This is a genomic window from Rhabdobacter roseus, assembly GCF_014202275.1.
Taxonomy (GTDB): Bacteria; Bacteroidota; Bacteroidia; order Cytophagales; family Spirosomataceae; genus Rhabdobacter; species Rhabdobacter roseus.
The window spans coordinates 1-25110 of sequence record NZ_JACHGF010000014.1 but is presented as its reverse complement, the minus strand read 5'-3'; the positions used below and the strand labels follow the sequence as shown (position 1 = coordinate 25110).

At 54.5% G+C, this 25110-nt stretch carries 31 protein-coding genes; 6 read left to right on the top strand and 25 right to left on the bottom strand.

From position 1 onward, the window contains the following. Positions 1 to 74: 74 nt before the first annotated feature. Together HNQ92_RS25750 and HNQ92_RS25745 are read left to right on the top strand one after the other, a co-directional pair. Positions 75 to 302 (top strand): hypothetical protein, encoded by a 228-nt coding sequence (locus HNQ92_RS25750; protein WP_184178901.1) that lies wholly within the window; start codon positions 75 to 77, stop codon positions 300 to 302. Between the two features lie 68 nt (positions 303 to 370). Then, the gene (locus HNQ92_RS25745) at positions 371 to 592 is read left to right on the top strand and encodes a hypothetical protein (protein WP_184178899.1); all 222 of its coding nucleotides are present in this window, start codon (positions 371 to 373) and stop codon (positions 590 to 592) included. Here the strand turns inward: HNQ92_RS25745 and HNQ92_RS25740 are convergent. The 5 genes from HNQ92_RS25740 to HNQ92_RS25720 all read right to left on the bottom strand — a co-directional run bounded on the left by HNQ92_RS25740 (position 572) and on the right by HNQ92_RS25720 (position 5643). Beyond that, entirely contained in the window at positions 572 to 1969 is a 1398-nt protein-coding gene (locus HNQ92_RS25740) for a hypothetical protein (protein WP_184178897.1), read from the bottom strand. The genes HNQ92_RS25745 and HNQ92_RS25740 overlap by 21 nt on opposite strands. Then, positions 1966 to 3990, bottom strand: coding sequence for a DUF5977 domain-containing protein (locus tag HNQ92_RS25735; protein WP_184178895.1), 2025 nt, complete (start codon positions 3988 to 3990; stop codon positions 1966 to 1968). Before HNQ92_RS25735 ends, HNQ92_RS25740 begins: the two co-directional genes overlap by 4 nt. 63 nt (positions 3991 to 4053) lie before the next feature. After that, positions 4054 to 4320, bottom strand: a complete 267-nt coding sequence (locus tag HNQ92_RS25730; protein WP_184178893.1) for a hypothetical protein — start codon at positions 4318 to 4320, stop codon at positions 4054 to 4056. Beyond that, the gene (locus HNQ92_RS25725; RefSeq protein WP_184178891.1) at positions 4313 to 4777 is read right to left on the bottom strand and encodes a hypothetical protein; all 465 of its coding nucleotides are present in this window, start codon (positions 4775 to 4777) and stop codon (positions 4313 to 4315) included. Before HNQ92_RS25725 ends, HNQ92_RS25730 begins: the two co-directional genes overlap by 8 nt. Before the next feature lie 2 nt (positions 4778 to 4779). After that, positions 4780 to 5643 (bottom strand): cytochrome P450 family protein, encoded by an 864-nt coding sequence (locus HNQ92_RS25720; protein WP_184178889.1) that lies wholly within the window; start codon positions 5641 to 5643, stop codon positions 4780 to 4782. A 459-nt stretch (positions 5644 to 6102) separates the two neighbouring features. Between HNQ92_RS25720 and HNQ92_RS25715 the strand changes: the two genes are divergently transcribed. Then, positions 6103 to 8136 (top strand): lipase family alpha/beta hydrolase, encoded by a 2034-nt coding sequence (locus HNQ92_RS25715; protein ID WP_184178887.1) that lies wholly within the window; start codon positions 6103 to 6105, stop codon positions 8134 to 8136. Position 8137: 1 nt separating this feature from the next. Here HNQ92_RS25715 and HNQ92_RS25710 read toward each other — a convergent pair whose 3' ends face one another. The 19 genes from HNQ92_RS25710 to HNQ92_RS25620 all read right to left on the bottom strand — a co-directional run bounded on the left by HNQ92_RS25710 (position 8138) and on the right by HNQ92_RS25620 (position 21984). Next, positions 8138 to 8605, bottom strand: coding sequence for a DUF5675 family protein (locus tag HNQ92_RS25710; protein ID WP_184178885.1), 468 nt, complete (start codon positions 8603 to 8605; stop codon positions 8138 to 8140). A gap of 79 nt (positions 8606 to 8684) precedes the next feature. Further along, positions 8685 to 9050, bottom strand: a complete 366-nt coding sequence (locus HNQ92_RS25705; protein WP_184178883.1) for a hypothetical protein — start codon at positions 9048 to 9050, stop codon at positions 8685 to 8687. After that, a complete protein-coding gene (locus HNQ92_RS25700) occupies positions 9047 to 9463 on the bottom strand; it encodes a hypothetical protein (protein WP_184178881.1) in 417 nt (138 codons plus the stop codon). The genes HNQ92_RS25705 and HNQ92_RS25700 overlap by 4 nt, the downstream gene beginning before the upstream one ends. Beyond that, positions 9460 to 11643, bottom strand: coding sequence for a hypothetical protein (locus HNQ92_RS25695; RefSeq protein ID WP_184178879.1), 2184 nt, complete (start codon positions 11641 to 11643; stop codon positions 9460 to 9462). The genes HNQ92_RS25700 and HNQ92_RS25695 overlap by 4 nt, the downstream gene beginning before the upstream one ends. Beyond that, entirely contained in the window at positions 11640 to 12608 is a 969-nt protein-coding gene (locus tag HNQ92_RS25690; RefSeq protein ID WP_184178877.1) for a DUF6712 family protein, read from the bottom strand. Before HNQ92_RS25690 ends, HNQ92_RS25695 begins: the two co-directional genes overlap by 4 nt. A gap of 14 nt (positions 12609 to 12622) precedes the next feature. Next, positions 12623 to 13900, bottom strand: coding sequence for a hypothetical protein (locus HNQ92_RS25685; protein WP_184178875.1), 1278 nt, complete (start codon positions 13898 to 13900; stop codon positions 12623 to 12625). Further along, positions 13897 to 14214 (bottom strand): hypothetical protein, encoded by a 318-nt coding sequence (locus HNQ92_RS25680; protein ID WP_184178873.1) that lies wholly within the window; start codon positions 14212 to 14214, stop codon positions 13897 to 13899. The genes HNQ92_RS25685 and HNQ92_RS25680 overlap by 4 nt, the downstream gene beginning before the upstream one ends. A 124-nt stretch (positions 14215 to 14338) precedes the next feature. Further along, entirely contained in the window at positions 14339 to 14530 is a 192-nt protein-coding gene (locus HNQ92_RS25675) for a hypothetical protein (protein WP_184179082.1), read from the bottom strand. A 12-nt stretch (positions 14531 to 14542) separates the two neighbouring features. Further along, a complete protein-coding gene (locus HNQ92_RS25670) occupies positions 14543 to 14695 on the bottom strand; it encodes a hypothetical protein (protein ID WP_184178871.1) in 153 nt (50 codons plus the stop codon). 303 nt (positions 14696 to 14998) lie between these two features. Next, on the bottom strand, positions 14999 to 15787 hold the full coding sequence (locus HNQ92_RS25665; protein ID WP_184178869.1) for a hypothetical protein: 789 nt from the start codon (positions 15785 to 15787) through the stop codon (positions 14999 to 15001). A 25-nt stretch (positions 15788 to 15812) separates the two neighbouring features. After that, positions 15813 to 16853 (bottom strand): hypothetical protein, encoded by a 1041-nt coding sequence (locus tag HNQ92_RS25660; protein ID WP_184178867.1) that lies wholly within the window; start codon positions 16851 to 16853, stop codon positions 15813 to 15815. Positions 16854 to 16895: 42 nt separating this feature from the next. Beyond that, the gene (locus HNQ92_RS25655) at positions 16896 to 17093 is read right to left on the bottom strand and encodes a hypothetical protein (protein ID WP_184178865.1); all 198 of its coding nucleotides are present in this window, start codon (positions 17091 to 17093) and stop codon (positions 16896 to 16898) included. Positions 17094 to 17210: 117 nt separating this feature from the next. Further along, positions 17211 to 17633, bottom strand: coding sequence for a single-stranded DNA-binding protein (locus tag HNQ92_RS25650; protein WP_184178863.1), 423 nt, complete (start codon positions 17631 to 17633; stop codon positions 17211 to 17213). Between the two features lie 15 nt (positions 17634 to 17648). Next, positions 17649 to 17954 (bottom strand): hypothetical protein, encoded by a 306-nt coding sequence (locus HNQ92_RS25645; protein ID WP_184178861.1) that lies wholly within the window; start codon positions 17952 to 17954, stop codon positions 17649 to 17651. Between the two features lie 264 nt (positions 17955 to 18218). Beyond that, positions 18219 to 20954, bottom strand: coding sequence for a BT4734/BF3469 family protein (locus HNQ92_RS25640; RefSeq protein WP_184178859.1), 2736 nt, complete (start codon positions 20952 to 20954; stop codon positions 18219 to 18221). 53 nt (positions 20955 to 21007) lie between these two features. Next, complete coding sequence (locus HNQ92_RS25635; protein ID WP_184178857.1) at positions 21008 to 21388, bottom strand: hypothetical protein; 381 nt, start codon at positions 21386 to 21388, stop codon at positions 21008 to 21010. 15 nt (positions 21389 to 21403) lie between these two features. Continuing rightward, positions 21404 to 21607: a hypothetical protein gene (locus HNQ92_RS25630; RefSeq protein WP_184178855.1), complete on the bottom strand. Its 204-nt coding sequence runs from the start codon at positions 21605 to 21607 to the stop codon at positions 21404 to 21406. After that, entirely contained in the window at positions 21564 to 21713 is a 150-nt protein-coding gene (locus HNQ92_RS25625) for a hypothetical protein (protein ID WP_184178853.1), read from the bottom strand. The genes HNQ92_RS25630 and HNQ92_RS25625 overlap by 44 nt, the downstream gene beginning before the upstream one ends. Positions 21714 to 21717: 4 nt before the next feature. Next, positions 21718 to 21984: a hypothetical protein gene (locus HNQ92_RS25620; protein WP_184178851.1), complete on the bottom strand. Its 267-nt coding sequence runs from the start codon at positions 21982 to 21984 to the stop codon at positions 21718 to 21720. A gap of 155 nt (positions 21985 to 22139) precedes the next feature. Between HNQ92_RS25620 and HNQ92_RS25615 the strand changes: the two genes are divergently transcribed. The 3 genes from HNQ92_RS25615 (at position 22140) to HNQ92_RS25605 (ending at position 23582) form a co-directional block, all read left to right on the top strand. Next, positions 22140 to 22520 carry a hypothetical protein gene (locus tag HNQ92_RS25615; protein WP_184178849.1) on the top strand — a complete coding sequence of 127 codons (381 nt, stop codon included), beginning with the start codon at positions 22140 to 22142 and terminating at the stop codon, positions 22518 to 22520. Between the two features lie 143 nt (positions 22521 to 22663). Next, positions 22664 to 22996, top strand: coding sequence for an NINE protein (locus tag HNQ92_RS25610; protein ID WP_184178847.1), 333 nt, complete (start codon positions 22664 to 22666; stop codon positions 22994 to 22996). Positions 22997 to 23078: 82 nt separating this feature from the next. After that, positions 23079 to 23582: a hypothetical protein gene (locus HNQ92_RS25605; RefSeq protein ID WP_184178845.1), complete on the top strand. Its 504-nt coding sequence runs from the start codon at positions 23079 to 23081 to the stop codon at positions 23580 to 23582. A 595-nt stretch (positions 23583 to 24177) separates the two neighbouring features. On the opposite strand, the gene HNQ92_RS25600 is transcribed toward HNQ92_RS25605, so the two are convergent. Further along, positions 24178 to 24396, bottom strand: coding sequence for a hypothetical protein (locus tag HNQ92_RS25600; protein ID WP_184178843.1), 219 nt, complete (start codon positions 24394 to 24396; stop codon positions 24178 to 24180). Between the last annotated feature and the right edge of the window lie 714 nt (positions 24397 to 25110).

Below are 25110 nucleotides of genomic sequence, written 5' to 3'. Positions count from 1 at the left end.
ACAATAATCCGTACATTTCGGACAGTACACATTCTCCCGGATGCGCCACCGGGTCAACAACAGGTAAGTAAATCATGGAAGCAAGCCTCGAAGACAACATTGTCTCCGCGCGGGAAGTCTTTAGCCGACTCGATGCGCGGGGTGAGCGGTGGAAACGCCGCAACGTCCCCATTTTCATCCGGGAGCGCCTTTGGGTGCCCTATTACATCACGGAAGAAAATGGTGAACGAAAACTCTATGTCATTCACCCACCCGACCGGCGCGATCCACGGGTACACTTCTTAGAAGTCACGTGCATATAAAAAAATTTCGGTTTGAGGCCGCTTCGGAATCCGGAGCGGCCTTTCTTTTTTGCCAGTACAACCCAGTCATGAAAGTGGCCATAAAGTCATTTCGTACCCATCAGGAGATGGATGCCTACCAACCTACCCGGCCCACGATCCAGGTAAGGCGGCACCTGCCGATCCTGTTAGAGGTCATAGAAGTCGACTCAACCGACGAAGCCTTGATACAAATCAACCTGAAAAACATGGCCAGTTGGTACTTCTACACCATTATCCGGAATCCCGACTCACACGCCCCCGATCAATAGCGCCGTTGCCACGCCCTCGATCGGCACCGCCACATTCAGCTGCGCTATCAGGTAGTCTACCCCATCCACGTGGATTTTTTCCCGGAAATCCAGCCGGGCCAGGTCCGTTTCCGTGAGCACGAAATCCTTCTGAAGGTAGAACATCCGCTTGCGGAGCGCGATCGTCTCGCGCCAGCTGGTGGTGGCCAGGTCCTGCGGGTACAGGCTCAGGCCGCCCAGGGTGGGCAGCGCCCGGGGGTAGCCCGCCACCACGCCCTGCCAGAACAGCAGCCGCGGCGCCCAGGCCTTGGCCTGCTGCGCCAGCTGGCTACTCTGGCCCTCCTGGCGGCAGGCCGCCAGGCCGGTGGCTTCGTCCACCACCATCGTCGACAGCTGCATAGGTAGCTGGGCAATACCGTTCCTGGTACCTTCCGTTTCTTCGGAAAGGTAATCGGACAGCACGGGCGGCTTGTCCTTGGCCAGGGCGTCGCCCGAATCCACCACCTGGCTCAACTGCACCCGGGTGTTCGGCTCGGGGGTCTTCACTTCGCCCCGCACGGCCTTGGCCGACCAGTCCCGGCGCGTGGGCTGCCGGAGGCTATCTTCCCAAAAATCCACGTCCAGGTGGCGCGTCACGGCGTTGAAGGTGAGCGCCAAGTTGGGTACCTTCCGTAGCTCCAGCAGCAGCTGCGGGATCGTCCAGGCGGGCAGGTGGTTGCGCACGTCAATCGGCCCGCTTTCCCACTCGCGCATATTCACCAGCACCAGCTGGCTCCATTGTGGGTGCGAAAAGAAGCTCCCGCCCACGGTGGTACCCGTCACGGCCGCGATCCGCTTCAGCAGCCAGGTCACGAATACACAAGGTACCTTTGGCCCGTCTTCATAAGCACCCTCCTGGTAGTCATTGATCCGGCCCGAGTAGCCTAGCGCCGCGCCGTTGGCCCCGTAAAACGTGTCGTTCACAAGGGTAGGCAAGCAGGCCGCGGCCTGGCCGTCTACCATCAAAAGCCCGTCCGCTGGTAAGGGCAGCTCCGGATCCAGTACCCCCAGGGGGATCTCGCTCAGCAGGCTCTGCTGGTAATCGCCGAAAAACAGCCCGAGCTTGTCGGTGTAGGTGCCCTTGTAGCCCGCTTCGCTGGCCTCCGTGAGCACGTAGAAGCCCTCCCGGATGAGCTCCCCGCCGTAGAAGTGCTGGAAGAGCAGCTCGGGCAGGTAGCCGCCCGCCTGGGGCTCCTCGTAGTACTGAAAAATGGCCCGGTTTTGCCGCACAGCGGGCAGGTCGGGCAGTTGGGCCTGGCTGCCCAGGATCTGGCTGTACACCAGGTAGGGGTTGGTAAGGGTGTACTCCACCCGTTGGCCCGGCAGGGTGAGTACTTCGTAGCCGTTGATCCGGATCATAGGTTGAGTACTTCTACGGTGAGAGGACTATCGGCGCTGTTCACCACCACGTTCTCGAACAGGTAGAAACCGTCGGTCGTGACGGTTATTTCGCGGTTCTTGCCCACCAGGCGCAGGCGGCAGGGGTGGCGGGGCGTGTTGTTGTACTGCACCCGGGCCAGGATGTTGTAGGTGCCCGGCATGAGCGTGGCCACCGACCGGTTCACGATCGGCGGCGATTGCCCAGTACTGTTACCCACCAGCTCAGTGTCGTTCACGCGCAGCGAAACCACCGGGCCGTACAGGCCGTTGGCGATCACCACGTGGACGTTCATGGGGATCTGGTGGTGGATGGCCAGGTGCACCGGCGTGTTGTTGAGCGTGCAGCTGCCGCTGGCGTCGGCCGTGGCCTGGGTGTTTCGGCTGGCGTACTCGGCTTCGGCCCGCTCGTCGGCCGTGCCTTCGGTTTCGGCTCCGTAGCGCCCGGCCGCAATCACGATCGTGGCCGGGCCGCCCAGGTAGCCGCTGGCGCAGGTAGCGCGCAGGAAGGTACCGGCCCGGCTGATCGCCGCGCTGGGGTAGGGCGTCGAGCCCGGCTCGATGCTGCTGTCGGTAATGGGCGGCACGTAGTCAGGGTCGCCCTGCACGTTGGGCTTCACGGTGTAGGGCTTCACCAGGCTGTTGTCGTCGGCGTAGATCCGCTCCAGCCGCTGAAATACCAGCTTGCCGGTGCGCTTGCCGAAGGCGTCCAGTACGTGGCCCAGGTTCACGCCCCGCCAGGCCATGGGCCGCAGCGGTGCAGGCTCGGTAGGGGGTAGGTCGGAGTAGTTCTCCACCGTGTCCAGGATCCGAAAGCTGAAGGTGCGCGCCACCAGGTCGGCGTCGTCGATGGCATCTACCACGCTGTTGGTGAGCAGCTGGAGCGGCCGGTGGCCCTTGTCGGTAATGAGGTACATCTCCTCGGAAAGCAGCAGCTCGTCCAGGTACCGCAGGTAGGCGGCCGCGTCGGAGCGAAAGTACCCCGTGCTCACCTGGAGGGTGTACTCACCCTCGGTCTGGACCACGAGCAGCTCCGAGAAGTCCACGCCCGCGCCCGCCGGCCGCTCCACGTCGGCCACCTGCTGGGCCACGGTGAGCGTGCGCTGGCCCTGGCCGGTGAGCCGCAGGGTATCCCAGCCGCCCAGGGAGTTCACGAACAGGATGCTGCGGTCGTAGGGGGTGTGGGTGTCGTCGAGCCAGTAGGAGCGTACCTCGCTCAGGCGCTTGTTGGCTTCGTTGGAAAGCCACACGTCGTAGCGCGCGGCCTCGGTGGGCAGGGCCAGTACCGAGGCCCCCACCGGGCAGGCCACCACCGACATCAGCAGGGGGTTGTCCAGGGTAAGCACGGTGCTCGCTCCGGAGGCCGTGCCGTCGGCCTGGTACCACTGCACCCGCAGGCGCAGCTGCTGGGGCGCGGGGCTGAAATTGAGCAGGAAGTACAGGTACTCTTCCTGGGCGTAGGCTACGCGCTTGTAGTTGGGCTGCCAGGTCAGGAACTGCCGGGCTCCGCTCTGCCAGCTGGTGAAAAAGGTGTCGCCGTAGGCCACGAAGTCTTCGTTGGCCAGGCCTGCCTTGATCACGTACCGCTTGGGCAGGGTATTCTCTACGTCCACGGCGGGCTCCCCGCCCTGGATGCCCTCCCGGAGGCAGAAGGCCATCGTTTGGCTGAGCGACAGGCTCAGCACGTTTTGTTGGCGGCGGGGCTTGGCGTAGGTCAACAGGCCGTCGAGCTTGCCGCCCCGGCCGCGGTTGTAGCGAAACACCGCCCCGGCAAAGCGCTGGAGCCCGCCCTGCACGTCGACGGGCGTCTCGCGGCCCTCCGAGGTGTGCAACTCCTCGAACGTGGACGAGAAGGGAAAGTCCGGTACCAGCAGGGTCAGGAAGTACTTTAGCCCCGCCCGACTGGTCAGCGCCGGGTCGGCGGCCTCGATGGTGTGGGTGAGTTTATTGCGGCTGAGTTGCAGCGGCAGGTATGCGAGGTTGAGCGCCAGGTCGTCGATCATAGTCTTCTAAGTTTCGAACGAAGATCGCGGGCGCTGAAATAGGCAGAAAGGACGAAATGGAGCCTAGCGGCCCAAGACTAGCCTATGCCACACAGTCTGCCGTACCAGCCCGGTCTTCACCCAGGCCGTGGCGTGCCGGAAGCGCCCGTGGCGCAGATCGCTCCAGAGGTACCGGCCAAACACCAGCGGTACTAGCAGGATCCACACCAGCCAGAACCCGATTTTCTTGCGGCGGTCATACAGCCAGAGCCACGCCCCGAGCACCACCAGGTGCAGCGCCACCACGATGAGCCGCCCGAGCGCTTTCAGAAAAAGGAAGGTCTTACGCATAGATCATATTGGCCTCCAGGCCGAGTTTGAATTTCAATTCGTAGCCGTACGCCGCATCGACGCCGGTGTGGTAGAGCACCGGCTCCATCCGGATGGAGTCGAAGTCCAGGTAGTTCTGGTAGGTGTAGCGGTGCTCCTGGAGCTGTTGGATCACCCCACTAGCCAGGGCTTCGGCCTGCTGGTAGGCGGCATCCTGGCTGGCGCGGTCGTCGGGCTTGGCCGGGCAAAAAAAGTAGGCGATTACCTGAAAATCCGTCAGCAGCAGGGCGTTGTCGACGGTGCGGCCGTTCCACTTGGGCCTCATTACGAAGATGCCGGGGTAGACATCTTCCGAGCGGCTGTCTTCCAGGAGCCGGTCCATGCCGTTGGCATCCGAGAGCTGCACGTAGGTCACGCCCGGCTGGGCTTCCAGGATGGGCCGCAGGTAGGGCCAGAAAAGGGAGTCGGTGGGGGTCATGGTCAGTCTTGAGCTTGGGCCTGGCGGCGTTGATTTTCTTCCTTCACGTCCTTGCGGTGCTCTTCCAGAAACTGGAACACCTCGTGCACGTTGGCCTGGCGCGTAGCGGGCATGCTGCCGAAGATCTGCTTTTCGGCCAGCAAATGCTGGTTTTTTAGCAGGTTCTGGCCGGGGTAGTCTTCGGGCCGGGGCGGGGCGGACTCGTCGTCGTCCCAGAGGTCGAAGTGGGCGTAGAAATCCTTCAGGCTGCCCATGAAGTACACCAGCACCAGAATCTTCTCCGGCACGTAGCGGCCGCGGAGCTGAGCCGCCCGGTGGCGCGCCTGGTGCTCGTTGTAGTCCTGGCGGCGGTCGCCGTTCCAGGCGGGGTCCTGCTGGTAGGCCCCGGCCCGCTCGGGGCGGCACAGCGTGGCCACCAGGCGGTCGAGCCGCTCTTCGCCTTCCACCAGCTGCTTCACGAAGGCCTGGGCGTGGATGTAGGCGTCGGCCAGCTCGCCGTAGGTCATCGTGGCGAAGCCTTCCTCGAAGAGCAGCCAGGGCGTGCCGTCCACCACCAGGTGGGGAAAGGGCGCGGCCGTGAGGTCGTCGGAGCGCATCCAGCCCACCAGGCGCAGCAGCTCGGCCAGGGCCTGGGCGCTGGCCTGGCGCTGGGCTTCGGAGCGCTCCGGCGAAAAGAAGCGCTGCATGAGCTTACGCCAGGCCTTGGGGCTGTAGCCCAGCAGCACGCGCAGCAGCTCGTGGTAGGTCGAGCCGCTTTCGGGCAGCACGAAGAGCAGCCGGAGCAGCTCGGGGAGCCGCTCGGCGGGTACTTCGGTCCAGCTTTCGGGCAGCTGGAAGGCCCGGCCGTTGATGGAGATGACTTTCATGAGGGCAAGTTGCGCCCATGTATGTTGAAGGGAAAGGACAGGATAGATGAATTTTAGCAACTTTTACAAACTAATGTGAGTAAATCTATTTTCTTTGCTGGCTAATGTTAAGTGACCATTTGATGCCTTATGAATAGAATTATACGCCCTACTTTATCGGTACTTTTAGGTTTTTTTCTACTTGTTTGCCAAAGCCACATTGGGTTTGGGCAGATCGCTCCCCCGGTTATCGTGGGAGACGCACGAACAGGATGCCACCCTGATACCTTAGTATTTATTGTTACATGTCCTACCCCTGGCTCTATCCCATTCATAAATTATGCGGGATTTAGTATGTACTCCGTGTTGCCATATCCCCCTTATACGACCTTGCCGGAGGGTTCTGCGTATTTTGTTGTAGGTCCTGGTTTATACACACACCAATTCTATTGTAGTGTGCCTCCCTACGGGCTTAATAATATGAGTGAAAGAGTGAATGTCTCCACGGTTAAAGGATACACCCATTATGATTACGGGATGGGTGGACCTACACGAACTATCAATCCCGGAGAGCCGGTTACACTCACGGCCAATTGCCCGACCAATCCGGTATGGTCAACCGGAGATACTGGCAATAGCCTTATTGTTGCTCCCACATCCCCAACAACGTACACGCTTTCGTGTCCTGCTTCATCGGCTTCCGGTAATTGTGTGGTAAAAATGGAATATGAGGTACGAATGAATTCTGCCGTACAGCACTACCACCAAGTATCCAACCATCCCCCCTTGAACCAAAGGCAGCTGCTGGCTTCAACCTCGGGCGCAGGTACCTTTAAGGTGTGCGCCGATGGCAGTGAGGCTTCCATTTTCAAACTGTCGGGTGGAAATCGGAATTACAGCCAGGCCAACATCACTTTGCCTAGTCCGGCATCTATTTACGGGAGCCTTACCGTTTTATCGCGGACAGCCGATAGCCTGGTAATGCGCTATAAGCACCCAGAGTTTGTGAATTCCGAAGCACCCTACTTCGCTTTTACGGCCAATGTAAGTATCCCGGGGACATCGGGGATGCAATTTTTTATTGAGGTTAACCGTGCTCCCGTCTTAATGGTCCATGGGCTGTGGTCAGATCGAACATCTTTTGCCATGATGGAGCAAGAGTTGTTAAAGGATGAGCTCTATACGTTTGATTTGGTCCGCCGGGTAGACTATTCGGCGACAAACAACAAGCATTTTGCCGAAAATAGTAACGTGATTCCCCGCAACATTACGGATCTCCTCAGTGGACTACGTGGAAAAAACATTTCGGCGGGTAGTGTAGATATCGTGGGGCACAGCATGGGAGGGATTCTATCCCGACTCTATTTGCAGAGTGATAACTACCGGTCTGATATCCATAAGTTGGTCACCATCAATACGCCGCACTCGGGCTCTCAGATGGCCAACTTTTTATTGGATATCAGCAACCAACGAGCCAATGAGATTGCTTGCGCAAATGTCATAAAGCAGTTTTTTACATCCAATAACTCTTTATGCGATGAAGGGGCGGTCGACGATCTCAGGGTCAATAGCACCGCCATAGACCAGGATCTGAACGGTAGCAGGCTTAATGATAATATGGTACCATCACATACTATAGTCACGGCTGAATACGCTACCCCGGAAGAAGTTAATGATTTTTTGATGCTGAAAGACAAAACATTTAGCCTGGGTTGGATCCTGGACGCTTTTGGCTCTTACCGCACGGGACTCATCTTTTTTCCGGATATAGAGAATGATTTAATTGTATCGGCTTCCAGTCAAAAAGGGGGATTGACGGGTGCATGTACTACCTCTATACCCAACCAAATCCACATGGGTGCACCAGGCAACCAGCAGGTTATTTTGGCTGTGAAAAGATTACTCCGTTCAGATCCACAAGGCGGTAGTTTTTGTATGGGGTTTGACCCAGTGGCACTTGATTATAATCCGCAATCTCCCACCTTCCCTACGCAAGGAAAGGGGGCTAGCACATCGAGTACAGCCTCCATAAGCATAACTTCACCAGAAAAAGGAAGCTATTGGGAACCGGGCAATCAGGTTCCGATCGCAGCGAGCGGTTCGGGGCTATCCAACATCAGGACGATTGTACGTTACAGTTACGACTCGGTGTACGTAGCCATGAAAGCGGGATCCACCGCGCAATATGTGGCATCGGCAGGAGCATATGTCGGCAAACGCGAAGTGATGGTACTGGGTGAGACACCTTCAGGCGAGGTGGTTTCCGATACCTCTTTCTTTTATGTGGCAACGAACCTATGTCAAAGTAAACAGACCGGGGCTTGGGAAAATACGACCACCTGGACCTGCGGTCGCGTTCCCCTAAGTAGTGATATCGTCATTATTCATTCTGGACACACTGTTTCCCTTGCTTCCCAAAATGCGGAAGCAAGGGAAATTATCTATAAAGGAGGAGCAATTAATTTTACGGGTCCAAATTCAAAGGTACTTATACAAGGTAAAGAGTCTCCCTAATTTAAGCGGATGGAATATACTCCCGCTCCACGGCACACCACACTTCCTCATTTCTTGCCCAGGCGGCTTCCATTTTCTCCCAGAGTGAGTTGAAGGCCGGGCGGGAGTCTGTTGCGTAGAAATCTCCGTTCTTGAGTTTCTTGAAATCTGTCCCGGTTAGCAAGCAGCCCTTGGTTTCTTCGTGCTTGTTGCCGCTGTGAAAATAGATGTACTCGAACCCCAGCACCGAGAGTAGCCAGGGGAGTATCCTTTTGAAGGCAGGCGAGTACCGCTTGCCCAGCTTGTAGCGGCCGGTGGGGATACAGGTCCAGCTGTGGAGCTTTATCCGGAGCAGCTCGGCCAGGGTCATCTTCGAGTGCAGACCGCGGTCGGTATCCTCCAGCGTGTAACACTCAAACACCCCATCGATATACAAGTGGCCCAGGGTGGTGTTCGGTCCCTGAGCCACGCGTTTTACTAGGATTTCCATTGTTTTTCTTTCAAGGCTTGATAGAGGAAAAAGGCCAAGGTGCCGTGCAGGGCCAGCAGGGTAATGGGTAGCCAGGCCATCAGCTGACGCGCACGGTTTGGCCGCGGTCGAGCTTGCGGTTGAGCTCGTCGAACTTCGAGCCCAGCGAGTCGACCTGGTGGCGGATCTCGGTGATGTTGTCGCCCATGCGCTGCTGGTCGTCTAGGCGGCCTTTCACGGCAATCATGACCTCGATGGACTTCTGGTTGAAGTCACCCATGGCCTTGGTGACGTCCTTGTTATAGTCCTTTTCCTTGGTGTAGAGCTTGTAGAATACGTACAGTCCCACGGCCAGCACGACTACGGCAAAGGCGTACCCAGCCATGGTAGCGGGCGTGACGTCCTTGGCCAGGCTGAAGCCTTCGGCCACGGCGGTTTGCTCGATCTGAGCGAGTAGTAGGTTCATCGACGCAGTAAGGTTAGCATTCCCAGACCAATGGCTCCCAGAACGGATATGGCACAAAGCAGGAAGGAGAGTTGAGTAATGAGGGGCAGGTGCGCCTCCTTTTCTTTGGTATCGACGCTAACTTGCTTTTCTTCCTGGCGGGAGGCAGAAGCTTCCCCACTCTCGCGGGTGATGGTGCGGTAGACGGGTACCTCGTAGGGCACCGGCCGGTCCAGGTACCTATACTTATAGATGGTGTCGTACCTGGTGCGCCAGAGCGTGTCCAGGGCGTACTCGGTGATGACCTCGCGGCTCCACTTCTGGGCGCTCTGCTCGGAGCGGACGGCGGAGCTATCCACCTGGTGGTGCAGCTGCTGCATGGTGCGGCAGTCGGTCAAGCCCAGCAGGATCAGGAAAAAAAAGAGACGTTTCATAAGTTCAGATTTGCGACGTGGATCCTATTGCCGAATACCCGGCCGGTGAACGTTTTTCCGGATATCGTTACGGAGAAATCCCGCCAGGTGAGTGAGGCGAACGGATCCAGGAAAAGGAGCGTCGCTTGGTTGCCCTGCGTCCGGATCTGGCACAGGCCCCGCTTCTGATCAAGGGCCGTAAGCACGTCGGAGCCGTCGGGCTCCGTGCCGTAACTTTTCCCGTCGACGGAAAAAGGAAGGTACCTTCGCTCGCCGCCTTCGGTACCGGCTACCTGGTTGGTGAGCGTCACGGCTCCGGCGTAGTAGCCGTCCAGGGCGGCGTCGGGTTCGGGCTGGAAGGTACCTTCGAAGCTGTCCCGATCCGTCCGGATCGTGGCCCCATTCCACAAGGTGGTCTTCTTAGGCTCGTAGGTCATGCCCAGGGTACTGGCGTCCCGATTTCGCGGAGCCTGGCCATCCCAGATCCAGAGGCCGTCGCCGTACCAATTAGCCAAAAAACCCATCGTCACCGCTTCCTCGTAGGGCTGCACCGCCAGGCTGGACGAGAGCGCTGTCCCATTCCCTATCTCATTCTGCCAGGCAAATCCGGGCGCATACCCGTGCTGGAAAATTTCCATGAAATTCCAGCCAAAGAGAATCGCCTTATACCCTGCCTTTTTGATCTGCTCGAAGAGAAAAATCTGGTTACAGATGCCAGGTCCTTGAAAGTCCGGATCCGTACCGTAGTGCTTCACGGTGATGGAGTTGATGGAGCCGCCGAACGCCCGGAAGTACTTATCCCGAGACCGGAGCTCGTCGGCCGACACGCGGTACCGCCAGACCGGATCTCCCTCGAAGTCTCGGTTCCAGATCGGGGGCGTCAAATAGTTGTAGCCGCCGTAGTCCGCATTCAGGAAGTAGTCGTGGCCCTTGGACAGGTACCTTTCCGTGAGCCGCTCCATCATGGTACGTACCTGCCAGCTGCCGTGCGGGAGCCAGACGGCCCCCTCGTTCATTTCGTAGGCTGCCGCTCCGCTGAGCGGGAAGCGGTCGGCCATCGAGCGGTAGTAGTCGCGGGTACCGGCGTCGGTCGTGATGCCCAGCGCCACGCAGCCGATGACGCGCCCCAGGCGCTGGTGCTCGGGTACCGTAGGGTCGTCGGTGGTGTGGGTTTCGCCCCGGCTCCTCCGGAGGGCGTTGGATATCCCTACTACCCGGGCGTTAAAGCCGAGTAATTTTCCAGAAGGTACTTTCCCTTCCGGCGCGCGGTACGGCCAGGACATCGTGTGGTCGCCCTGGTACCAGGTAGGCACCAGGCTTAGCCAGGGGATGCCGGTCTGCTCGTCGCCGCCTTCGAGCAGGATGATCGACTGGCCGCCGACGTCGCTCCCCGGCCCCCAGGTGTAGGAGGCGTCGGGCTTGTACCAGGCGTTGCCCGGGCTGCTGCTCGACCAGCGGGCCGGGGTATCCAGGCCCCGCACGAAGTGGTGTTTTTTTACATCCAATACCCCCGAAATGGAAAGATATGGGTAGTCCTTCAGCGGCACGCCCGACTTCACGATTGTACCGTTGATCGTGTACCAGTACTCGTAGCCCGCGCGCAGCGGGAAGGCGGCGCGGTCGGTAATCAGGTACCGGTTGCCGTCGCGGCGCAGCTCGATGTCCAGGTAGGTGGTATCCGTGCGGCCGATGTAGCGCCAGCTTGCCAGGGTACGGTCGCCAACCGGATCCAGTACGACGGGCGGCGGGCCAGGCTCGTATCCAGTTTCCTGGGGAATCGGAAACGTTTTGCTGTCGGCTCCGGCACAGGTATTCCCCACCAGGCGCAGGGTGTAGGTACCTGGCTCCAGCCGGGCGTAGGAGATGGTGAGCAGGTTGGATTTCGGCTCCAGCTGGCCAGATCGTACCACGGTACCGCCCGACAGGATCTGGAAGTCCAGGCCGAACACATTCTTGCCATGGAAGAGCACTACCAGGCTGGTGGTGGTCACAGAGCTGATGCTCCGGATCTCGGGGCCAGCCTCGCAGGGATCGAGCCCAGAAGGTGGATCTACCACCACCGGCGGCTCTACCACCAGGCCCTTCAGATACTCACGTACCCAGCGCTGGGTGGCCACGGTGTCGGGGCCGTGATGGAGGGTACTTTGGCCGAAGGCCAGGCTACTTGCCGTAAGCAGCCCCAACAAAAGCAATTTTCTCATAGGATTACGTGTGGTTTATGGGTGAAATCGTCGAAGTCTTCGTCGTCGGGCTGCGGAGCCAGGTTTTGCTCGTAGTAGCTGGGGAAGGTACTTTCGGTGGCGTGGCGGTTTAGGAAACTGCGCAGGCGGCCCAGGTAGAGCTGGCCGTCTTGCCAGAGCTGGCGGCGCTGCGCCTGGCGGTTGGGCCGTTCGGCGGGATCTTCCTCTTGGAGGCCGTCCTGCATCCTGACCTGCCGGAAGCCCTGCTGGTCCACCTTGATGGGCAAGTAGGGGTAGGCCTCGTAGATGGCCAGGTGAGCCAACGCCTCCCGGATCCGCTCCACGAGCTTGGTCTCCAGGGGCGTCAGGCTGGCCTGGGCGCTCTGCCACTTGCCCTTCAGCTCCTCGAAGACGCCCTCGGTGAGCACGTCCTCGATGTAGAGCTGCTCGGCGCGCCGGATGTATTCCGTAATGGCGTCGAAAAAGCGCCGGTTGCGGCCCGCTAGGGGCAGGTACTTGGTAAGCTCCGCGGCCGAGCGGATGAAGTAGCTGTGGTGGCGCTGGTAGGCCTCGGAGGTGGTCCAGGCCTCGGGGCGGGCTTCGTCGAGCCGCTCCCAGAAAAACTCCCAGTACAGGTCCACCATCACCATGTTGGACTCGCGCAGGTCTACGTACTCCCACTTGGTGATGGCCACCGTGTTGGAGGGGGAGTTCTTCATGATGCCCAGGTCCCCAATCCGGAGCTTGAGATGGGGCGCGGCGCGGTCGAAGGCCGCCCAGGCGACGCAGCCCTGCGCCGCCTCCTGGAGCTCGGTCAGCTGGGGATCTTCGCCATCGTAGGTCTCCAGGAACGCGTAGAGCTCCCGGCCCACGGCCCGGCGAAAATCCCAGGCTGCAGATTTTACGAAGGGGGCCACGGTCTCGAAGTTGAGTTTGCCCTGCACGCCGCCCAGCTGGGCTTTGAGTTGGTTGGAATCTAAAAGCATGGTTGGTGTGGTCGTTAAGATCCTTGGTTGACGACGGCCTCGGAGCCCGTCGGGTTGGCATCGAGGGTGGTGATGCGTACTTCCTTGAAGGCCGCGATGACGTCCCGATAGCCCATCAGGCGCAGGGCCTGGTTCACGGGCTTGAGCACGATGTGGCGCGGGATGGGCGTCCGGAAGTGCTGCTGGTAGTCGGCCATGACCCGGATCTGGCTACCGGAGTCGTTCCCGGATCCGGCCTTCACCCCGGCCAGGGTGGGCAGGATACCCACCGAGTTGGTAATGGCCTGGTTGGAGTTGTTCCAGACCTTGTCGTAGGCGTCGTCGGACATGAGGTTCTTCAGCGGCACTACATCGATACTGTCCATCATCTTGCCGTCGCTTCCCCGCATGTACTTGATCAGCATCGACTTGTTGACGTTCTCCGTACCCGATAGCCAGCTCGAGAGGTTGTCGCCCCACTTGCTCCAGCGCTGCTTTACGTCCTTGGAGTCCAGGTTGCGGTTACCGTCCTTATCGAAGTAGTCCTGGGGCATTTTGATCAGGTACTTGATGTTGTAGCCGTTCAGGATCCCGTTTTTGTGGAAGGCGGTGATCAGGTTGGCCAGCTCGATGGCTTCCTGCGAGCACCACCAGCTGGGGAAAGCGTAGTGCGGCTGGCCGCCCAGCTGCTCCTTGCCGTGCGACATCGTGACCGTGTGCTTCAGGTTGTGCTCCCGGTTGCGGGGGTCGAAGACGGGGATCTGCTCCGTGTCGGCCAGGTGAAACTGGCCGATTTGCCCGAAGTAGGGGTTCACGTGGTAGGCCGGTTTCTTCTCGGGATGGCCGATGCGGGTCTTGAAGCTGTCCGACACGCTGAGCAGGAACCAGTCGTCGATCGGATCGTACTGCCAGCGCGTAAAGATGTTGGCGTTGTCCACGCGCTGATTGATGGCGCTGATGACGTAGTCGGTGAGCTCAGTGGCCTCGCTCCAGTCCTCAAGCTTGGTATCGAGGTAGGGCGTGAGCTGGATCTTGCCGTCGACGATGGTTTTCTGGAAGAAGCCCACGCCCGAGCCGTAGATCATGTCTCGGAGCGACTCGAGCAACGAGCGCACGATGGTGTTCTTCTCCACCAGGCGGCGGATCACGTTGGGCTGGTTGTCGCCGACGCCCCAGCGTACATGGTCGTGGATGCCGTCGACATAATAACCTTGTGAGCTGCCGAAGCTGACGTCGCGGGTGTAGAGCTGTACGCCTACACTCTGGTTCTTCCCCTCGATGACGAAGAAATTCTGGTCAATGGGTGTGATCATGAGCGGTACTCTCCGTTGGTGTGGTCAATGATGTGGCCGTCGACTTCCACCAGGAGGTCGATCAGGATCCGGAAATGTTGCTGGGCGGGGTCGGACTCGTCGTGGTTGCGAAAGAGGAACTCGTGGTTCAGGCTCACCTGGCCGCGGTACTTGCTGGCCCCGGGCAGGTGCCGGAAGCTCTTGGAGACGTGGGCCTTGTAGCCCAGGGTGCCGTCTTTCTTGCGGTACCGGATGCTGTGGATGCTGGGCTGGCCCTGGGCGTCGTCGGCCCGGAGCGCAGCCATGGCAACCTTGCGCTTAATGAGTGTGGACATCGCTTCGCTAGCTGATTAGAGCTACGAAGGTGCCAGGTGCAGGGGGGAAGAAAAAGGACGGGAAATGCGGGAAGAAGGCGAGAAAAAGCCCCCGCAGTGGCTTACAGCTGCGGGGGCTTTTTGATTATTTTTTCTTGTAACCTACCCACTTTCCTAGCAGGTCCAGGCCGCGGCCGGCCAGCTGCTGGCGTGCGAGCTCCTGGGCGTCTACCTGGCCGTTGGCGATGGCCACCAGCAGTTCGGTCCAGGTTGTAGAAAATAGAAGGTTGGGGTTCAGGTCGTCGGCTTCGGTGGAAGGTTGGTAGGCGTTGCTCATGTCGGCTCGTTTTTAGTAGGTAATAATCTCGTCTCCGTTGTCGAGCAGCAGGGTGCGGCCGTAGATGGCCACAATTTTGGCCGTTACCGTTTCGGTACCCTTGAACATGATTTCCCGTTGGTAGCTAATTACTTGACCTCTGTAGTGCTCGTTGCGCGTTTTCATCTGTTTACCAGTGCTTTAGGTGGTTATTTTGATGAGTCTAAGTACGCACTTGTGTGCTCGACGTGCAAGTCGTCCGCCAACAATTTTACAGTTATTTTACTGGTAATGAGACATTTTAGTTTGGCCAAGAAATGATAAAAAATTACCGGAGGTAACGCCTTCGGGGATTCTCTGCTATTGATCCGTGAGTTAGTTCGTAAACTCTTTTAGAGCGTTCGCTAGGATCCCCGGTCTCTGGTAACGAAAATCCAGTCGGGTAATTTACAAAACTGTTCACTTATCAATAAGCAAAATACTTGACTATTAAAAAATGAAGGATTCAGTTTTCGAATCTTTATCAAGCTCAATTAATTTAAGTAATAGTGTTTTGTATTGTAGTTTGCCTGTAATCCATTTAATATAAGTCCTTTCATAATATTCAATTGAAGGGTAAAGTTTAGCAACTTCGTCAAGTCTTATATTTAGTTTAAGTATGGAGAGTAAATAAAATTTTATATTATTCTGTTCTAAGAAATCTAAAATGGTATCATTTAAAGGAAGGGTTTTTTCTATCATGTACTCTTTTTCTTTGTCTCTGAATGATTCATTCCATAATATTAAAAAATAATTTAGAAGAATATCTTTACTTAAATTATTTATTAGTTCTATGGCAATGAATTTATCGTATTTTTTTAAATATAAATTGATGACCTTTTCTTGGATATCCTCATTCCAGATTAATTTACTTAGCTGTGCTGCACGTCTGTTCTCAATAGCGTCATCTGAGTTTAATAATTTTTCAAATATTTTTATTTGTGTCAAAAGGGTGGCGCTAAAGGCAATAGTAAATAAACTTTCTCTTAGTTCTTTTCTTTCTTGAATAGATAATCTATCAAATCCTTGTAGTAAATCTAAAATTATATTATTGTAATCTCTTAAATGATTTTTGTTGTATTTTGTGATATAATTAACAATAATATACTCTAAATTATAATTGAAATATAAATGTTCTATTTCCGTTTCGTTTAGACAGTTAATGATTGAGTATATTTCAAGGTTATCTAGGTTTTCAACGTTGGTCGTTAAATAATGTACAAGTTGGTTTGATTCCATGTTTTGGATTAATTATTGTATGACTTTAGTAAATTAATCTAGGTTTTGGAATATCTAAATTGTTCCCCAGTATATTTAATTCTTTTAAAAAGTTATTTACAATGTCCAAAGCTTTAACAGCTTCTTCATATGTACAAGAATCCCCATTGTGCATTATTTCATTTCTTTTTTTATTGATCCAGACTAAATCTTTTTTTAGTTCGTTGTTATCCATTAAACTTTTGTTGTAAAGTAATTTTAGTAAAGGTCCAAGATAAATGCTTAATCTTTTCTTTTCTATACCTCTCACAATTGAATCAATTTCATCGTTTGTTAGACCCTTAAATCCTTTTTTTATAAAATCCTGAACTTTAGAATCAAATAGCGCAAAACTTACAATAAGACCTTCGCCATAATAACCAATATTGATTAAGTCAGCAGCACGTGTGAGTAAGATCCATTCACTATTTATATTATTTTTAAGCTCAATACCATCTTTTTGATTTTGAAATATCGGATAATGCTTTGGGAAAGCGGGAGATGAGCGTAAATAAATTGGATGGTTGTTGATAAATAAATTGTGAATAGTAAGGTCGATAATTCCAATATTTCGTAAGCGAAACATGAAATTTTCATCAGTACTATATGAGTATTTTAAGCGAATGATAAAGTCATTAATTACTCTCATGTATTTGTCAATTAACTTTTGAGAGTTTTTAATATTTATTGCATAATGGTTAAAAAGTGAATTGTAATCTCCGTCGAAATATATCTTTGATTCTATTGTAATGAAGGCTGAATTTTGAAAGTTAATTGGGGCGTTGTTATAAGGGAAAGCAAAATTCTCTTTTGAGAAAAAAGTTATGTTAGTTGGCCAGGTTTCTTTTTTAACCTCTAGGGAATAATGAATTTCATCAATTTCAGCTAAGCATGGCCAGATAGCCATAAAACAAACATCCCATTGTTCAACATTGGAGGATTTTTTCATTTTTGTCTTTGTAAATTGATTCTTCCCCTCAAACATCCCCAAAATCCCCCACAAAAACAATCCCCTAAAAATAGGGGTACAGAAAAATGCCTGGGCCAAGTGGCTCAGGCATTTAGGTACTATCACTAAACCCTTATTTTGTCACTCGGGGGCTACATTCACGCGATTGATGTAGCTGTGGGGATCGTCGGTGAGGAGTTTGAGGCGGTTGGGGTTAAAGTTGTTCTTGAGGTCTTCTTCGAAGATCTGTTGGCAGGAGGCGCAGCGCACGGGCCGCACAAACCACCACCACTCACCGCGCAGGGCGGGCTGGCCGCAGTAGACGCATTTTTCACGCATGGCGCTCTCCTTTCTGGATTACGTATAGGGTATGGAGTTTTTTCATATCTTTAGGAGTGCATTTTGTTTTCTGGTTTGGGAAAGCTTCGGGGTACTTGGCCCCGAAGCTTTTTTGTTTTAGAAGGGCACGCCATCCTCGCCGGGCTGGGTACCTACCGGAGCTGGCTCCCAGGGTAGGGGCTCAGAGGTACCAGCAGCCGGGGCGGCCGGGCGGCTCTGAGCATCCTTGTTGCTGCTCAGGAGCTGGATTTTGTCGGCGCTGATGCTTAGGTCTACACCCCACTGCCCGGAGGTCTCGTTGCGGTAGGGCTTGGCCTGCAAGGGGCCTTGCACGTAGACCTGGGTACCTTTGGCCAGGTAGGGGGCCAGGGTGAGCTGCTGCGAAATGACGCTAAACCAGTCGGTGCGTTCCTGCTTTTGCCCGGCGGCGTCTTTCCACTTTTCGGTCACGGCCACGGTGAAGGCCAGAAACTCGCGGCCGTTGGTGTTGTGCTTGCGGGCGTCTCGGCCCAGGTGTCCGATGATCTGGATCTGCTTCATAGGGATGGATGGGGGTTATTGGTTGGTAGATGGGATTGCTACGTTAGCGCGCCAGGGCATGAGCTTGCCGCTGATGACGTGGCGCAGGAAGCGGGCGTGGTCGAGCCGGTAGGTGGCTTCGGCGTGGACGTCGAGCAGCTCTACCTGGTCGATCTGCCAGGGGGAGCGCCGGTGCCGGTCCTCGTTGGGGGCGTAGGTGAAGCCGGTGATGAGCACCAGCCGCCCGGAGGTATCTTGCCAGCGGCTCCAGCGGTGGAGTTGGAGGGCGGGAACGGACGGGGCCGAAATTGTACTTTGGGGGTTTTGCGTTTGGACTTCCATATTTTTTTTAGGAAAAAAAGGGGCTTGTTTTTTTACTACACTACTACATTTCTGTAATTAATTGATAAACAAGTAGTTAAGTCAATTTTTTTGTAGTAAAGCTGTAGCTACACCTACTACAAATACTACATTACTACACATTTACTACGGGTTTACTACACATTTACTACAACTACTACTATTGATTATCAAGTACTTATATTGTTTTGTAGTAATGTAGTAGCTCGTTTGCTCATTTTCATTTCTGAAAAAAAAGCGAAAAACTCAGTAAAACCGGGGCGCTTTGGACTCCAGGTCGATGCCGAACTGATCGGTTATGAGCTTGTATTCCAGCTCACAACAGCCCGAGATAGCCATCGATGACGCCTGCGAATTGCTATCGCCTTCGGGCATGAATCGGATGGGTTTTTTGAGGCTGTTCCAGTCGGGGTAGCCCGCCAGGGCGGCCAGCTCGGTCTGGATGGTATCGCGGTCGGGCGGAGATTTGTGAAACGTGAGCCGATACTTCAGCGCAAAATGATTGTACAATTTGGAGAAGTTGAGCCGGATCAGCGGGCCTTTGAACGAGAAGTGGATATCCTCCTGGATCTGGCGCTGGTCGTGGAGCATCTGGATGATCTCGAAGAACTCGGCCACGGCCTTCGACTCGTTGATGATGCGCCACTGCCGCATGATGTACACCTCGCCTATGCGCACGTACTCTTCCAGGATCTCGGCCTCGGTGGGCTGGGCCAGCTCCAGCACCAGGTTGATCTTCCCAAAAATATTCAGAATATACGGCGCGGCCATGAGCTGGGCCATGTTGGCAAAGAGGCGCTCCGGCACGCTCTGGCCCCGAAAGCGCTCCTTGAGGGCGTGGTACAGGCGGTTGTAGCCCAGCTGGTAGTTGCCGCCCTTTTCGAGCAGCTCGCGGTAGGGTAGCAGCTCCACCGAGAGGCAGCCCAGGCCGCCCTCCTGCCAGTCTTCGAGCTGGAAGAAGGCCTGCCGCTGGTGATCGGTTTTTTCCTGGGCCGTGATGGGCACAAACACGCAGCGCGAGAAGAAGATCTGGTTTTCGGGCAGGAAGTTGCTGGTGAGCGCCAGGGCACTGTGCAGCTCCACGTTGTCGGTCTGGATGCTGCCGGTGTCGCTGCTCTTGTGGTAGCCGTCGTTGTCGTAGGCGGCCTGCAAGATTCCCTCCTGGCCGTTGAGCTCGTTGTGGTACTCGTCGAACCAGGTGATGCAGTTACTGGTCTGCGACATGATCTTGACCAGGGCGCTGTCGGTGTTCTTGTTCTTGAGGTTGACGCCCTCCTGCTTGCGCCCAAAGGCCGCCGTGAAGACCCGGATCATGGAGCTCTTGCCGGTACCCGCGCCGCCTTTGAGAAAGAGGATCGGGCTGAAGTTTTTGTAGCCCAGGGCCAGGTCGCGGTAGAGCGAGAACAGGTAGAAGCAGGTGGGCAGGAAGGCGTTTTCGTAGAGATGGGCCGTGACGTAGGTGCGGTAGAAGTCCTGGAAGGACACGCGCTGGGTCGTGAGCTCGAAGCGGCTCTGCTTGTTGCGGTTGCTGATGGGCATGGACAGGATGTGCTGGCGGGTCTGGACGATGCCGAAGTCGTCGGGCGTGAGCAGCTGGCCACTGTCCAGGTGCAGGGCTACGTTGGCGAAGAAAAACACCCGGCTGCCGGGGTGGTAGCCGAAGCGGATCATCTTGTAGGCGGTGTTGAAGTCGGTCTCCGTAAAGAGATAGCTGCGGAGCTCGTCGAGGTGGCCGTCGGAGATCTTGAAGCCCAGCCGCTTGGTGGCCAGCAGGGTTTTGAGCTTCTTGGCCGAGCAGAAGTCTTCGTGGGGTACCTCCAGGTACTGCGGCGGGCCGGGGGTGGTCTTGATCTCCAGCACCCAGGTCACTTCCTCGCGCTCGTCTTCGGTGCGGTACTTGATATAAAGCTGGAAGTTGGGCGCTACGTTGTCCCAGTACTTGCCGATCTTGATCCAGATGCTGCCCTCGCGGCGGTACCATACCGAGGGGTGGTAGGGCGTGGGGTCTTCGTCGTCTTCGCGGCTTTCCTTTTTAGGTACCTTGGCCTTGGGCTCAGCAGTGGCCTTTGGCTCGGGTTTGGGCTTTTTCTCGGGCTTGGGGCGGGATACGTCCAGGCCGTAGTCTTTGCAGATGGAGAAGAACTTGGCCGGGCTGGTGAAGCGAGTGGTCTTGAGGGCGTTTTCGAACTTGGCGTCGGCGTCGTGCTCGTCGTACTTGGCATTGAGGCGGCTGATGCGGTGAAAGTACCCCCGGCCCGCTTCGCCCAGGGTGGCCATGCTGAAGGCAATGAGCAGCCACTCGGTGCCGTAGTCGTTGCAGACGTCGAGCTGGTGGGTTTCCAGGCGCTCCACCACGGTGGCGATGTGCTGCTCGAGCTCGGTGGCATCTTGCCGGAGCTGCTGCTCGGTGCGGGGCTTGGGCGGGGGCTGGTTACGGAGCTTATAGGGCCGGGCCTGGGGGTTGTAGTGGGCGTCGGGGTCGTGGCTTAGGAAGCAGGCCCGGCTGGGATCGGAGCCCGAAATATCGACTTTCTCGGCGTCCGGTAGCCTATATACGTTGTTGAAGTAGTGGGCCAGGTCGGCGTAGGTTTCCTTGTGACGGGTGGTGGCTTCGGGAGCGGCCACAATGACCTTGAGCCCGGAGCCGGAGGGCGATACGAAGCAGGCCATGACGTAGGGGTCGGCCTGGAACTGGAGCCGCAGGGCCGGAGCATCGGCCAGGTGGTCGAAGTCCACCACCAGCAGGCCGGAGTGGGTCTGGAGGTTGGTGGCCAGGCGGGTGGGCACAAACACGCCGCAGGGCGTGACGTAGTCGAGCTGCTTTTTATGGTAGTTGGCGGCCTGGGGCGTAGCCTGGGCGCGGACTTTCTCCACGGCCGCCCGGTAGGTGTCGGACCGGACGAGGGCCATGAGCTCGGCCAGGGTAATGGTCTTGGAAGGCCGCTTGTTGGTAATGGGGCCGGGGAAAAAACTGAATTGCATAGGGTACGGTCTGGTTTGAGGGCACGCGGGCGGCGCGGCGGTGGTTAACGGGCTCAGGAGCGGCGGCGGATCAGGTAGCCGCTGAGCGGCTCGGCCTGGGCCAGGGCGCGGACAATCATCGTGAGCCGCTCGTACTTCCGGACGATCTGCTCACTAGGCTCGGAGGTCCCCAGGTAGGCCAGGAGGGTATCCTCAAACAACGTACAGAGGGCTTTGATGGCCTTTACTTCGGGCTCGCTTAGCAGGGCGTAGCGACGCTGCCCGCAGGACAGGCCACGCTCAAAGACAAAGGAAAGGACGCGGCGGTGGGCCGTCTGGAGCAGGAGCTGCTGCTCTTCGCTGAGCAGGTGCGGGGCTGGGTGGGTGAGGCTGCTCAGAAGGCCGTGCAGCTCGTGCCAGCCGCAGCAGGTCATTTCTACGTGGTAGATCGTCATGGGGGTAGTAGTGGGTTAGCGGTAGAGATCGATGAGTTCTTGCAGGTCGGCCAGTTGGGCCTTTTTCAGTTCGGCGGCCGTCAGCAGGCGGCCTTCTTCGTGGGCTTTTTTGATGAGCGCCCGGCGGGCGGTGGTGCGCTCCTTGAGGGTGTGCGCTCTGGAGGCCTTGTTGGGCTCAGAGGTCTTCGCGGTCGGTGGGGTCGTGGTCTTCGTAGTCATGGATTACAGGGGCTATGGTGAGTTCGTAGATAAGCCAACCGATCACGGTCAGGGCGCACAGGCCAAGCACCAGCTGGGTGGCGTGGGTTTGCAGGAAGTACATCATAGGGCTAGGGGTTGGAGACGAGTTTTTGATTTTTGAGGAGTTTGCCACGGGTCTTTTTGGGCGGTAGCTTGATACTCCTAAGCGTATCGATGAGACGCTGGGTGGCATCGACGCTACCCTTTTCGCGGAGTACGTTCCTGTACTCAAAGTACCCTTTGCTGGTGGTGTAGTGGTCGTTGGCCTCCCGTACTTTATTGATTAGCCTTTCTTCGCCTACTTTTTCAATAAGCCGCTTACACTCCTTCCGGAGCCGTTCGATGGTCGATTCCATTCGTTTATGGTTTTTGCTCTTGTACTAATTGCCAATAGTTGTATTTTTACCAAGTAAATTTTAGTTGGTAATTTTTACTTGGTAGAAATTACTTGGTAAAGGTATGTTGAAAATTTTCTCCATCCTAATATCGAATAGGAAAATTTTATCCAAAAATGTTTTCTGAGCGCCTCAAGCTGTTTATTGACTACACTGGAAGATCCATCAATTCCTTTGAAATTTCGATTGGAGTATCGAAAGGAGCCATATTTAAGCCAATCGCAAATAAGAAGACCATTGGCGTGGAGATGCTGGATAAAATTATCTCCAAGTATCCTGAGCTGAACATAGAGTGGCTAATATCTGGGCAGGGCGAAATGCTTAAAGGTGTTCAGGCAAGCCAAGATCCCAAGGGGGAAATGAGAGTTATTCCTAATTCTAATCAGGTACTTATTGATAAGGACGAGCTACTGGAGTTACAGAAAATCGCCTTAAGGCGTGAAAAAGAAGATAAGGAAAAGGCTCAGAAGCAGCTTGAGCAGCTCAAAAATGATTGAGTGGTACCTTTTCAGATCTACGTAGGGGGCGCAAGGTTAGGGAAAAAAATAATTGGATATACCCCCTAAAAATAGGGGTGTACTACTAAATAATAAGTTTTTTTCTTTGCTGGATTACATTCACTTAACCCCTCTAGCTGATTATGAAGAACAAAACTACTGCTGGCATTTTAGCTCTTTTCTTAGGTGGCCTTGGCGTTCACCGCTTTTACCTGGGCCAGACAGGTCTCGGGATTCTGTACCTGGTATTTTGCTGGACTTTCATCCCGGCCATCGTAGCTCTGATCGATGGTATCATTTTCCTGACGCAATCCGAAGCGTCCTTCAATCAAAAGTATAACCAGGGCCGTCAGCCCGAAGGTACCCGCCTCGACGTAGCCGATGAACTTCGCAAGCTCAATGACCTGAAGATGCAGGGTGTACTGACCGAAGCTGAGTTTCAGTACCGTAAAGCGCAGCTTTTGGGATTGAGGTAGGGGGGGCTTAATCTAGAGTTAAAATCTTTGGAAATTAAATATTTTGTGAGTTAATAATTTAAACTAAATTAATCGAACGCGTATGAAAACTAAGTACATCATTTTATTAGCGATAGCAATTACCTCTGTTGTCTTTAGTAGTGCTGAGTTATTTGCCCAACAAAGCGACAAAAATAAATTTGTACGAAAATCTAATAATGTTGTTTGGGAAGTACAATCTGTTACTGGAGAAAGAGATAATAAAACAATAACAATTAAAATGTCATTTACTAATGTTGGCGAATTAGATAAAGCAATTGAAACTTACCTTTTTACTGTAACTGACAGTAAAGGTAATGTTTATAGACCTGATTTGTATGGAGATACTTCTTGGCTATTTAGGCCTAATGGTTATTCGCAAGCCGTATTGCTAAGTGAAGTGCCAGTTTTTAGTACAATCCATATCAGTAATTTTCCTCCATCCGCAGAATTAATAACTAGTATTTCATTGCAGATCCATCATCGCTTTGCGGATAAACCTAATACACCAAACGGGCAGCCAAAGAGTAATTTGTTGATAAAAAATATACCAATTGCTTGGGAGTAATCCGGCATGTCTATAATACGGGATCAACCGCCTAAATCAATCTTCTGACCGTCGGAAAGACCCTTTGGCAACCCACAAGGTTAGAAATACGCCCGAGCAAAAGCCAAAGGCAAAATCATTCATGTGGGACATCATCCCTGACTGGGCCAAGATAATAGCCGGGCTGGGAGCCATAGCGGGGTTGGTAAAGGTGATAATAGAGCAGATCAAGAAATAGACGCTAAGCAACGAGAAGAGCGTCAGAGCGGAAAGGAAAAGGATGCGGCGCATTCAGTAAAAATAAAAGTCTATATCAATTTACTCAAAATTGTGTATGAATTCCACAGAAACCTATCAGCGAGGAAACGACTACGAATTTTTCATCCGCCGGGCCTTCAAATGTGAACGAGGTAAGCACGGAGCCGAGACCCAAACCTTCAAGATCCTGCTGGATGCTGAATACGGTAGCAGCGACACACCCAAAGATTATGATAAACGACTTGAAAAGGTAAAAGGGTACCTAGCCAAAGCCGTTGCCAAGTTTTTAAGCCGTAAACCTACCCAGGCAGAAAAGGAGGGGCTAGAGAGAATGGCCCCTCGCATTCAGAGGGCGGGCTCAGCAGCGGAGCTGTCGAAGTTCCTTGAGTTTGGCCTTGATCTGACCATCCGGTACCGAGATCTCTGAGGCCACCAGGCTTTGCACCAGCAACAATAACTCCAGCGGCCTTCTGGATAGCGCCAGGGATTCAATTTCTTGATCCGAGAGGCGGGGGTAGGCTCCTGATGCCTTCAGGAGGGACATAAGGTCTTCGATGGTTAACTGTTCTAAATCCATGATTATGGGGGGGGAGTGTCCAAACTAGCAGTGGCAAAGCTAGCCTCCCTGGTAAAGCCCCTAAAGGACAAAAAATAGGGGTAGCAGAATGGCTTCTGCTGGTCAGTCCGAAATTGGATTATTTCTAGCAGGAGCCTTATGCCCTGAAGTTAGTTTAGTAGCTCCTATGCAAGCCCAGAGACATTTAAAATCCAAGTCGATTTAGTGCCAAATAAGTGCCAGTGCCAACACAAAAATGGCAAAGTGCCAGCAACACCAACCTCAAAAACGGCCATTCCAGGCCACAAATGCACAATGAAAAAGAAAAGATTAAGAGTTCGAATCCCTCTCCCTCTGCAAAAAGCCGCTCAGAAGTGCTTCTGAGCGGCTTTTTGGTTTTTCGCTGTGCCCTGGTTTTTGCCCACTAAAAAGTTGAGACAAATGAGTTCTGTGTCCTCTAAGGGATGTTGACTTGCTATCTGCTTTCATTATATTGACTAATTTACCGTGGCAAATGATTAGGAAAGTTCTTGATCTGTCTTTTTGTAAGTAAACATAAAAAGATTATCAATTATATGGATAAAATTACTCAAAGCCTTATAGATGAACTACTTAGTAATCTAGAAGTTGAATCAGAGGGAATGGTCTAACCCCCTATTTCTTGGAGTCGGATTCTACAAATTGGTACAAGTTAATATTCTTTGAATAATCTACTATCACAGTGCTTTCTTGGTA

Bases quoted from the DNA above. Each gene is read 5' to 3' on its own strand.
- HNQ92_RS25750 (WP_184178901.1), top strand. From the start codon at position 75: ATGGAAGCAAGCCTCGAAGACAACATTGTCTCCGCGCGGGAAGTCTTT.
- HNQ92_RS25745 (WP_184178899.1), top strand. From the start codon at position 371: ATGAAAGTGGCCATAAAGTCATTTCGTACCCATCAGGAGATGGATGCC.
- HNQ92_RS25740 (WP_184178897.1), bottom strand. From the start codon at position 1,969: ATGATCCGGATCAACGGCTACGAAGTACTCACCCTGCCGGGCCAACGG.
- HNQ92_RS25735 (WP_184178895.1), bottom strand. From the start codon at position 3,990: ATGATCGACGACCTGGCGCTCAACCTCGCATACCTGCCGCTGCAACTC.
- HNQ92_RS25730 (WP_184178893.1), bottom strand. From the start codon at position 4,320: ATGCGTAAGACCTTCCTTTTTCTGAAAGCGCTCGGGCGGCTCATCGTG.
- HNQ92_RS25725 (WP_184178891.1), bottom strand. From the start codon at position 4,777: ATGACCCCCACCGACTCCCTTTTCTGGCCCTACCTGCGGCCCATCCTG.
- HNQ92_RS25720 (WP_184178889.1), bottom strand. From the start codon at position 5,643: ATGAAAGTCATCTCCATCAACGGCCGGGCCTTCCAGCTGCCCGAAAGC.
- HNQ92_RS25715 (WP_184178887.1), top strand. From the start codon at position 6,103: ATGAGTGAAAGAGTGAATGTCTCCACGGTTAAAGGATACACCCATTAT.
- HNQ92_RS25710 (WP_184178885.1), bottom strand. From the start codon at position 8,605: ATGGAAATCCTAGTAAAACGCGTGGCTCAGGGACCGAACACCACCCTG.
- HNQ92_RS25705 (WP_184178883.1), bottom strand. From the start codon at position 9,050: ATGAACCTACTACTCGCTCAGATCGAGCAAACCGCCGTGGCCGAAGGC.
- HNQ92_RS25700 (WP_184178881.1), bottom strand. From the start codon at position 9,463: ATGAAACGTCTCTTTTTTTTCCTGATCCTGCTGGGCTTGACCGACTGC.
- HNQ92_RS25695 (WP_184178879.1), bottom strand. From the start codon at position 11,643: ATGAGAAAATTGCTTTTGTTGGGGCTGCTTACGGCAAGTAGCCTGGCC.
- HNQ92_RS25690 (WP_184178877.1), bottom strand. From the start codon at position 12,608: ATGCTTTTAGATTCCAACCAACTCAAAGCCCAGCTGGGCGGCGTGCAG.
- HNQ92_RS25685 (WP_184178875.1), bottom strand. From the start codon at position 13,900: ATGATCACACCCATTGACCAGAATTTCTTCGTCATCGAGGGGAAGAAC.
- HNQ92_RS25680 (WP_184178873.1), bottom strand. From the start codon at position 14,214: ATGTCCACACTCATTAAGCGCAAGGTTGCCATGGCTGCGCTCCGGGCC.
- HNQ92_RS25675 (WP_184179082.1), bottom strand. From the start codon at position 14,530: ATGAGCAACGCCTACCAACCTTCCACCGAAGCCGACGACCTGAACCCC.
- HNQ92_RS25670 (WP_184178871.1), bottom strand. From the start codon at position 14,695: ATGAAAACGCGCAACGAGCACTACAGAGGTCAAGTAATTAGCTACCAA.
- HNQ92_RS25665 (WP_184178869.1), bottom strand. From the start codon at position 15,787: ATGGAATCAAACCAACTTGTACATTATTTAACGACCAACGTTGAAAAC.
- HNQ92_RS25655 (WP_184178865.1), bottom strand. From the start codon at position 17,093: ATGCGTGAAAAATGCGTCTACTGCGGCCAGCCCGCCCTGCGCGGTGAG.
- HNQ92_RS25650 (WP_184178863.1), bottom strand. From the start codon at position 17,633: ATGAAGCAGATCCAGATCATCGGACACCTGGGCCGAGACGCCCGCAAG.
- HNQ92_RS25645 (WP_184178861.1), bottom strand. From the start codon at position 17,954: ATGGAAGTCCAAACGCAAAACCCCCAAAGTACAATTTCGGCCCCGTCC.
- HNQ92_RS25640 (WP_184178859.1), bottom strand. From the start codon at position 20,954: ATGCAATTCAGTTTTTTCCCCGGCCCCATTACCAACAAGCGGCCTTCC.
- HNQ92_RS25635 (WP_184178857.1), bottom strand. From the start codon at position 21,388: ATGACGATCTACCACGTAGAAATGACCTGCTGCGGCTGGCACGAGCTG.
- HNQ92_RS25630 (WP_184178855.1), bottom strand. From the start codon at position 21,607: ATGACTACGAAGACCACGACCCCACCGACCGCGAAGACCTCTGAGCCC.
- HNQ92_RS25625 (WP_184178853.1), bottom strand. From the start codon at position 21,713: ATGATGTACTTCCTGCAAACCCACGCCACCCAGCTGGTGCTTGGCCTG.
- HNQ92_RS25620 (WP_184178851.1), bottom strand. From the start codon at position 21,984: ATGGAATCGACCATCGAACGGCTCCGGAAGGAGTGTAAGCGGCTTATT.
- HNQ92_RS25615 (WP_184178849.1), top strand. From the start codon at position 22,140: ATGTTTTCTGAGCGCCTCAAGCTGTTTATTGACTACACTGGAAGATCC.
- HNQ92_RS25610 (WP_184178847.1), top strand. From the start codon at position 22,664: ATGAAGAACAAAACTACTGCTGGCATTTTAGCTCTTTTCTTAGGTGGC.
- HNQ92_RS25605 (WP_184178845.1), top strand. From the start codon at position 23,079: ATGAAAACTAAGTACATCATTTTATTAGCGATAGCAATTACCTCTGTT.
- HNQ92_RS25600 (WP_184178843.1), bottom strand. From the start codon at position 24,396: ATGGATTTAGAACAGTTAACCATCGAAGACCTTATGTCCCTCCTGAAG.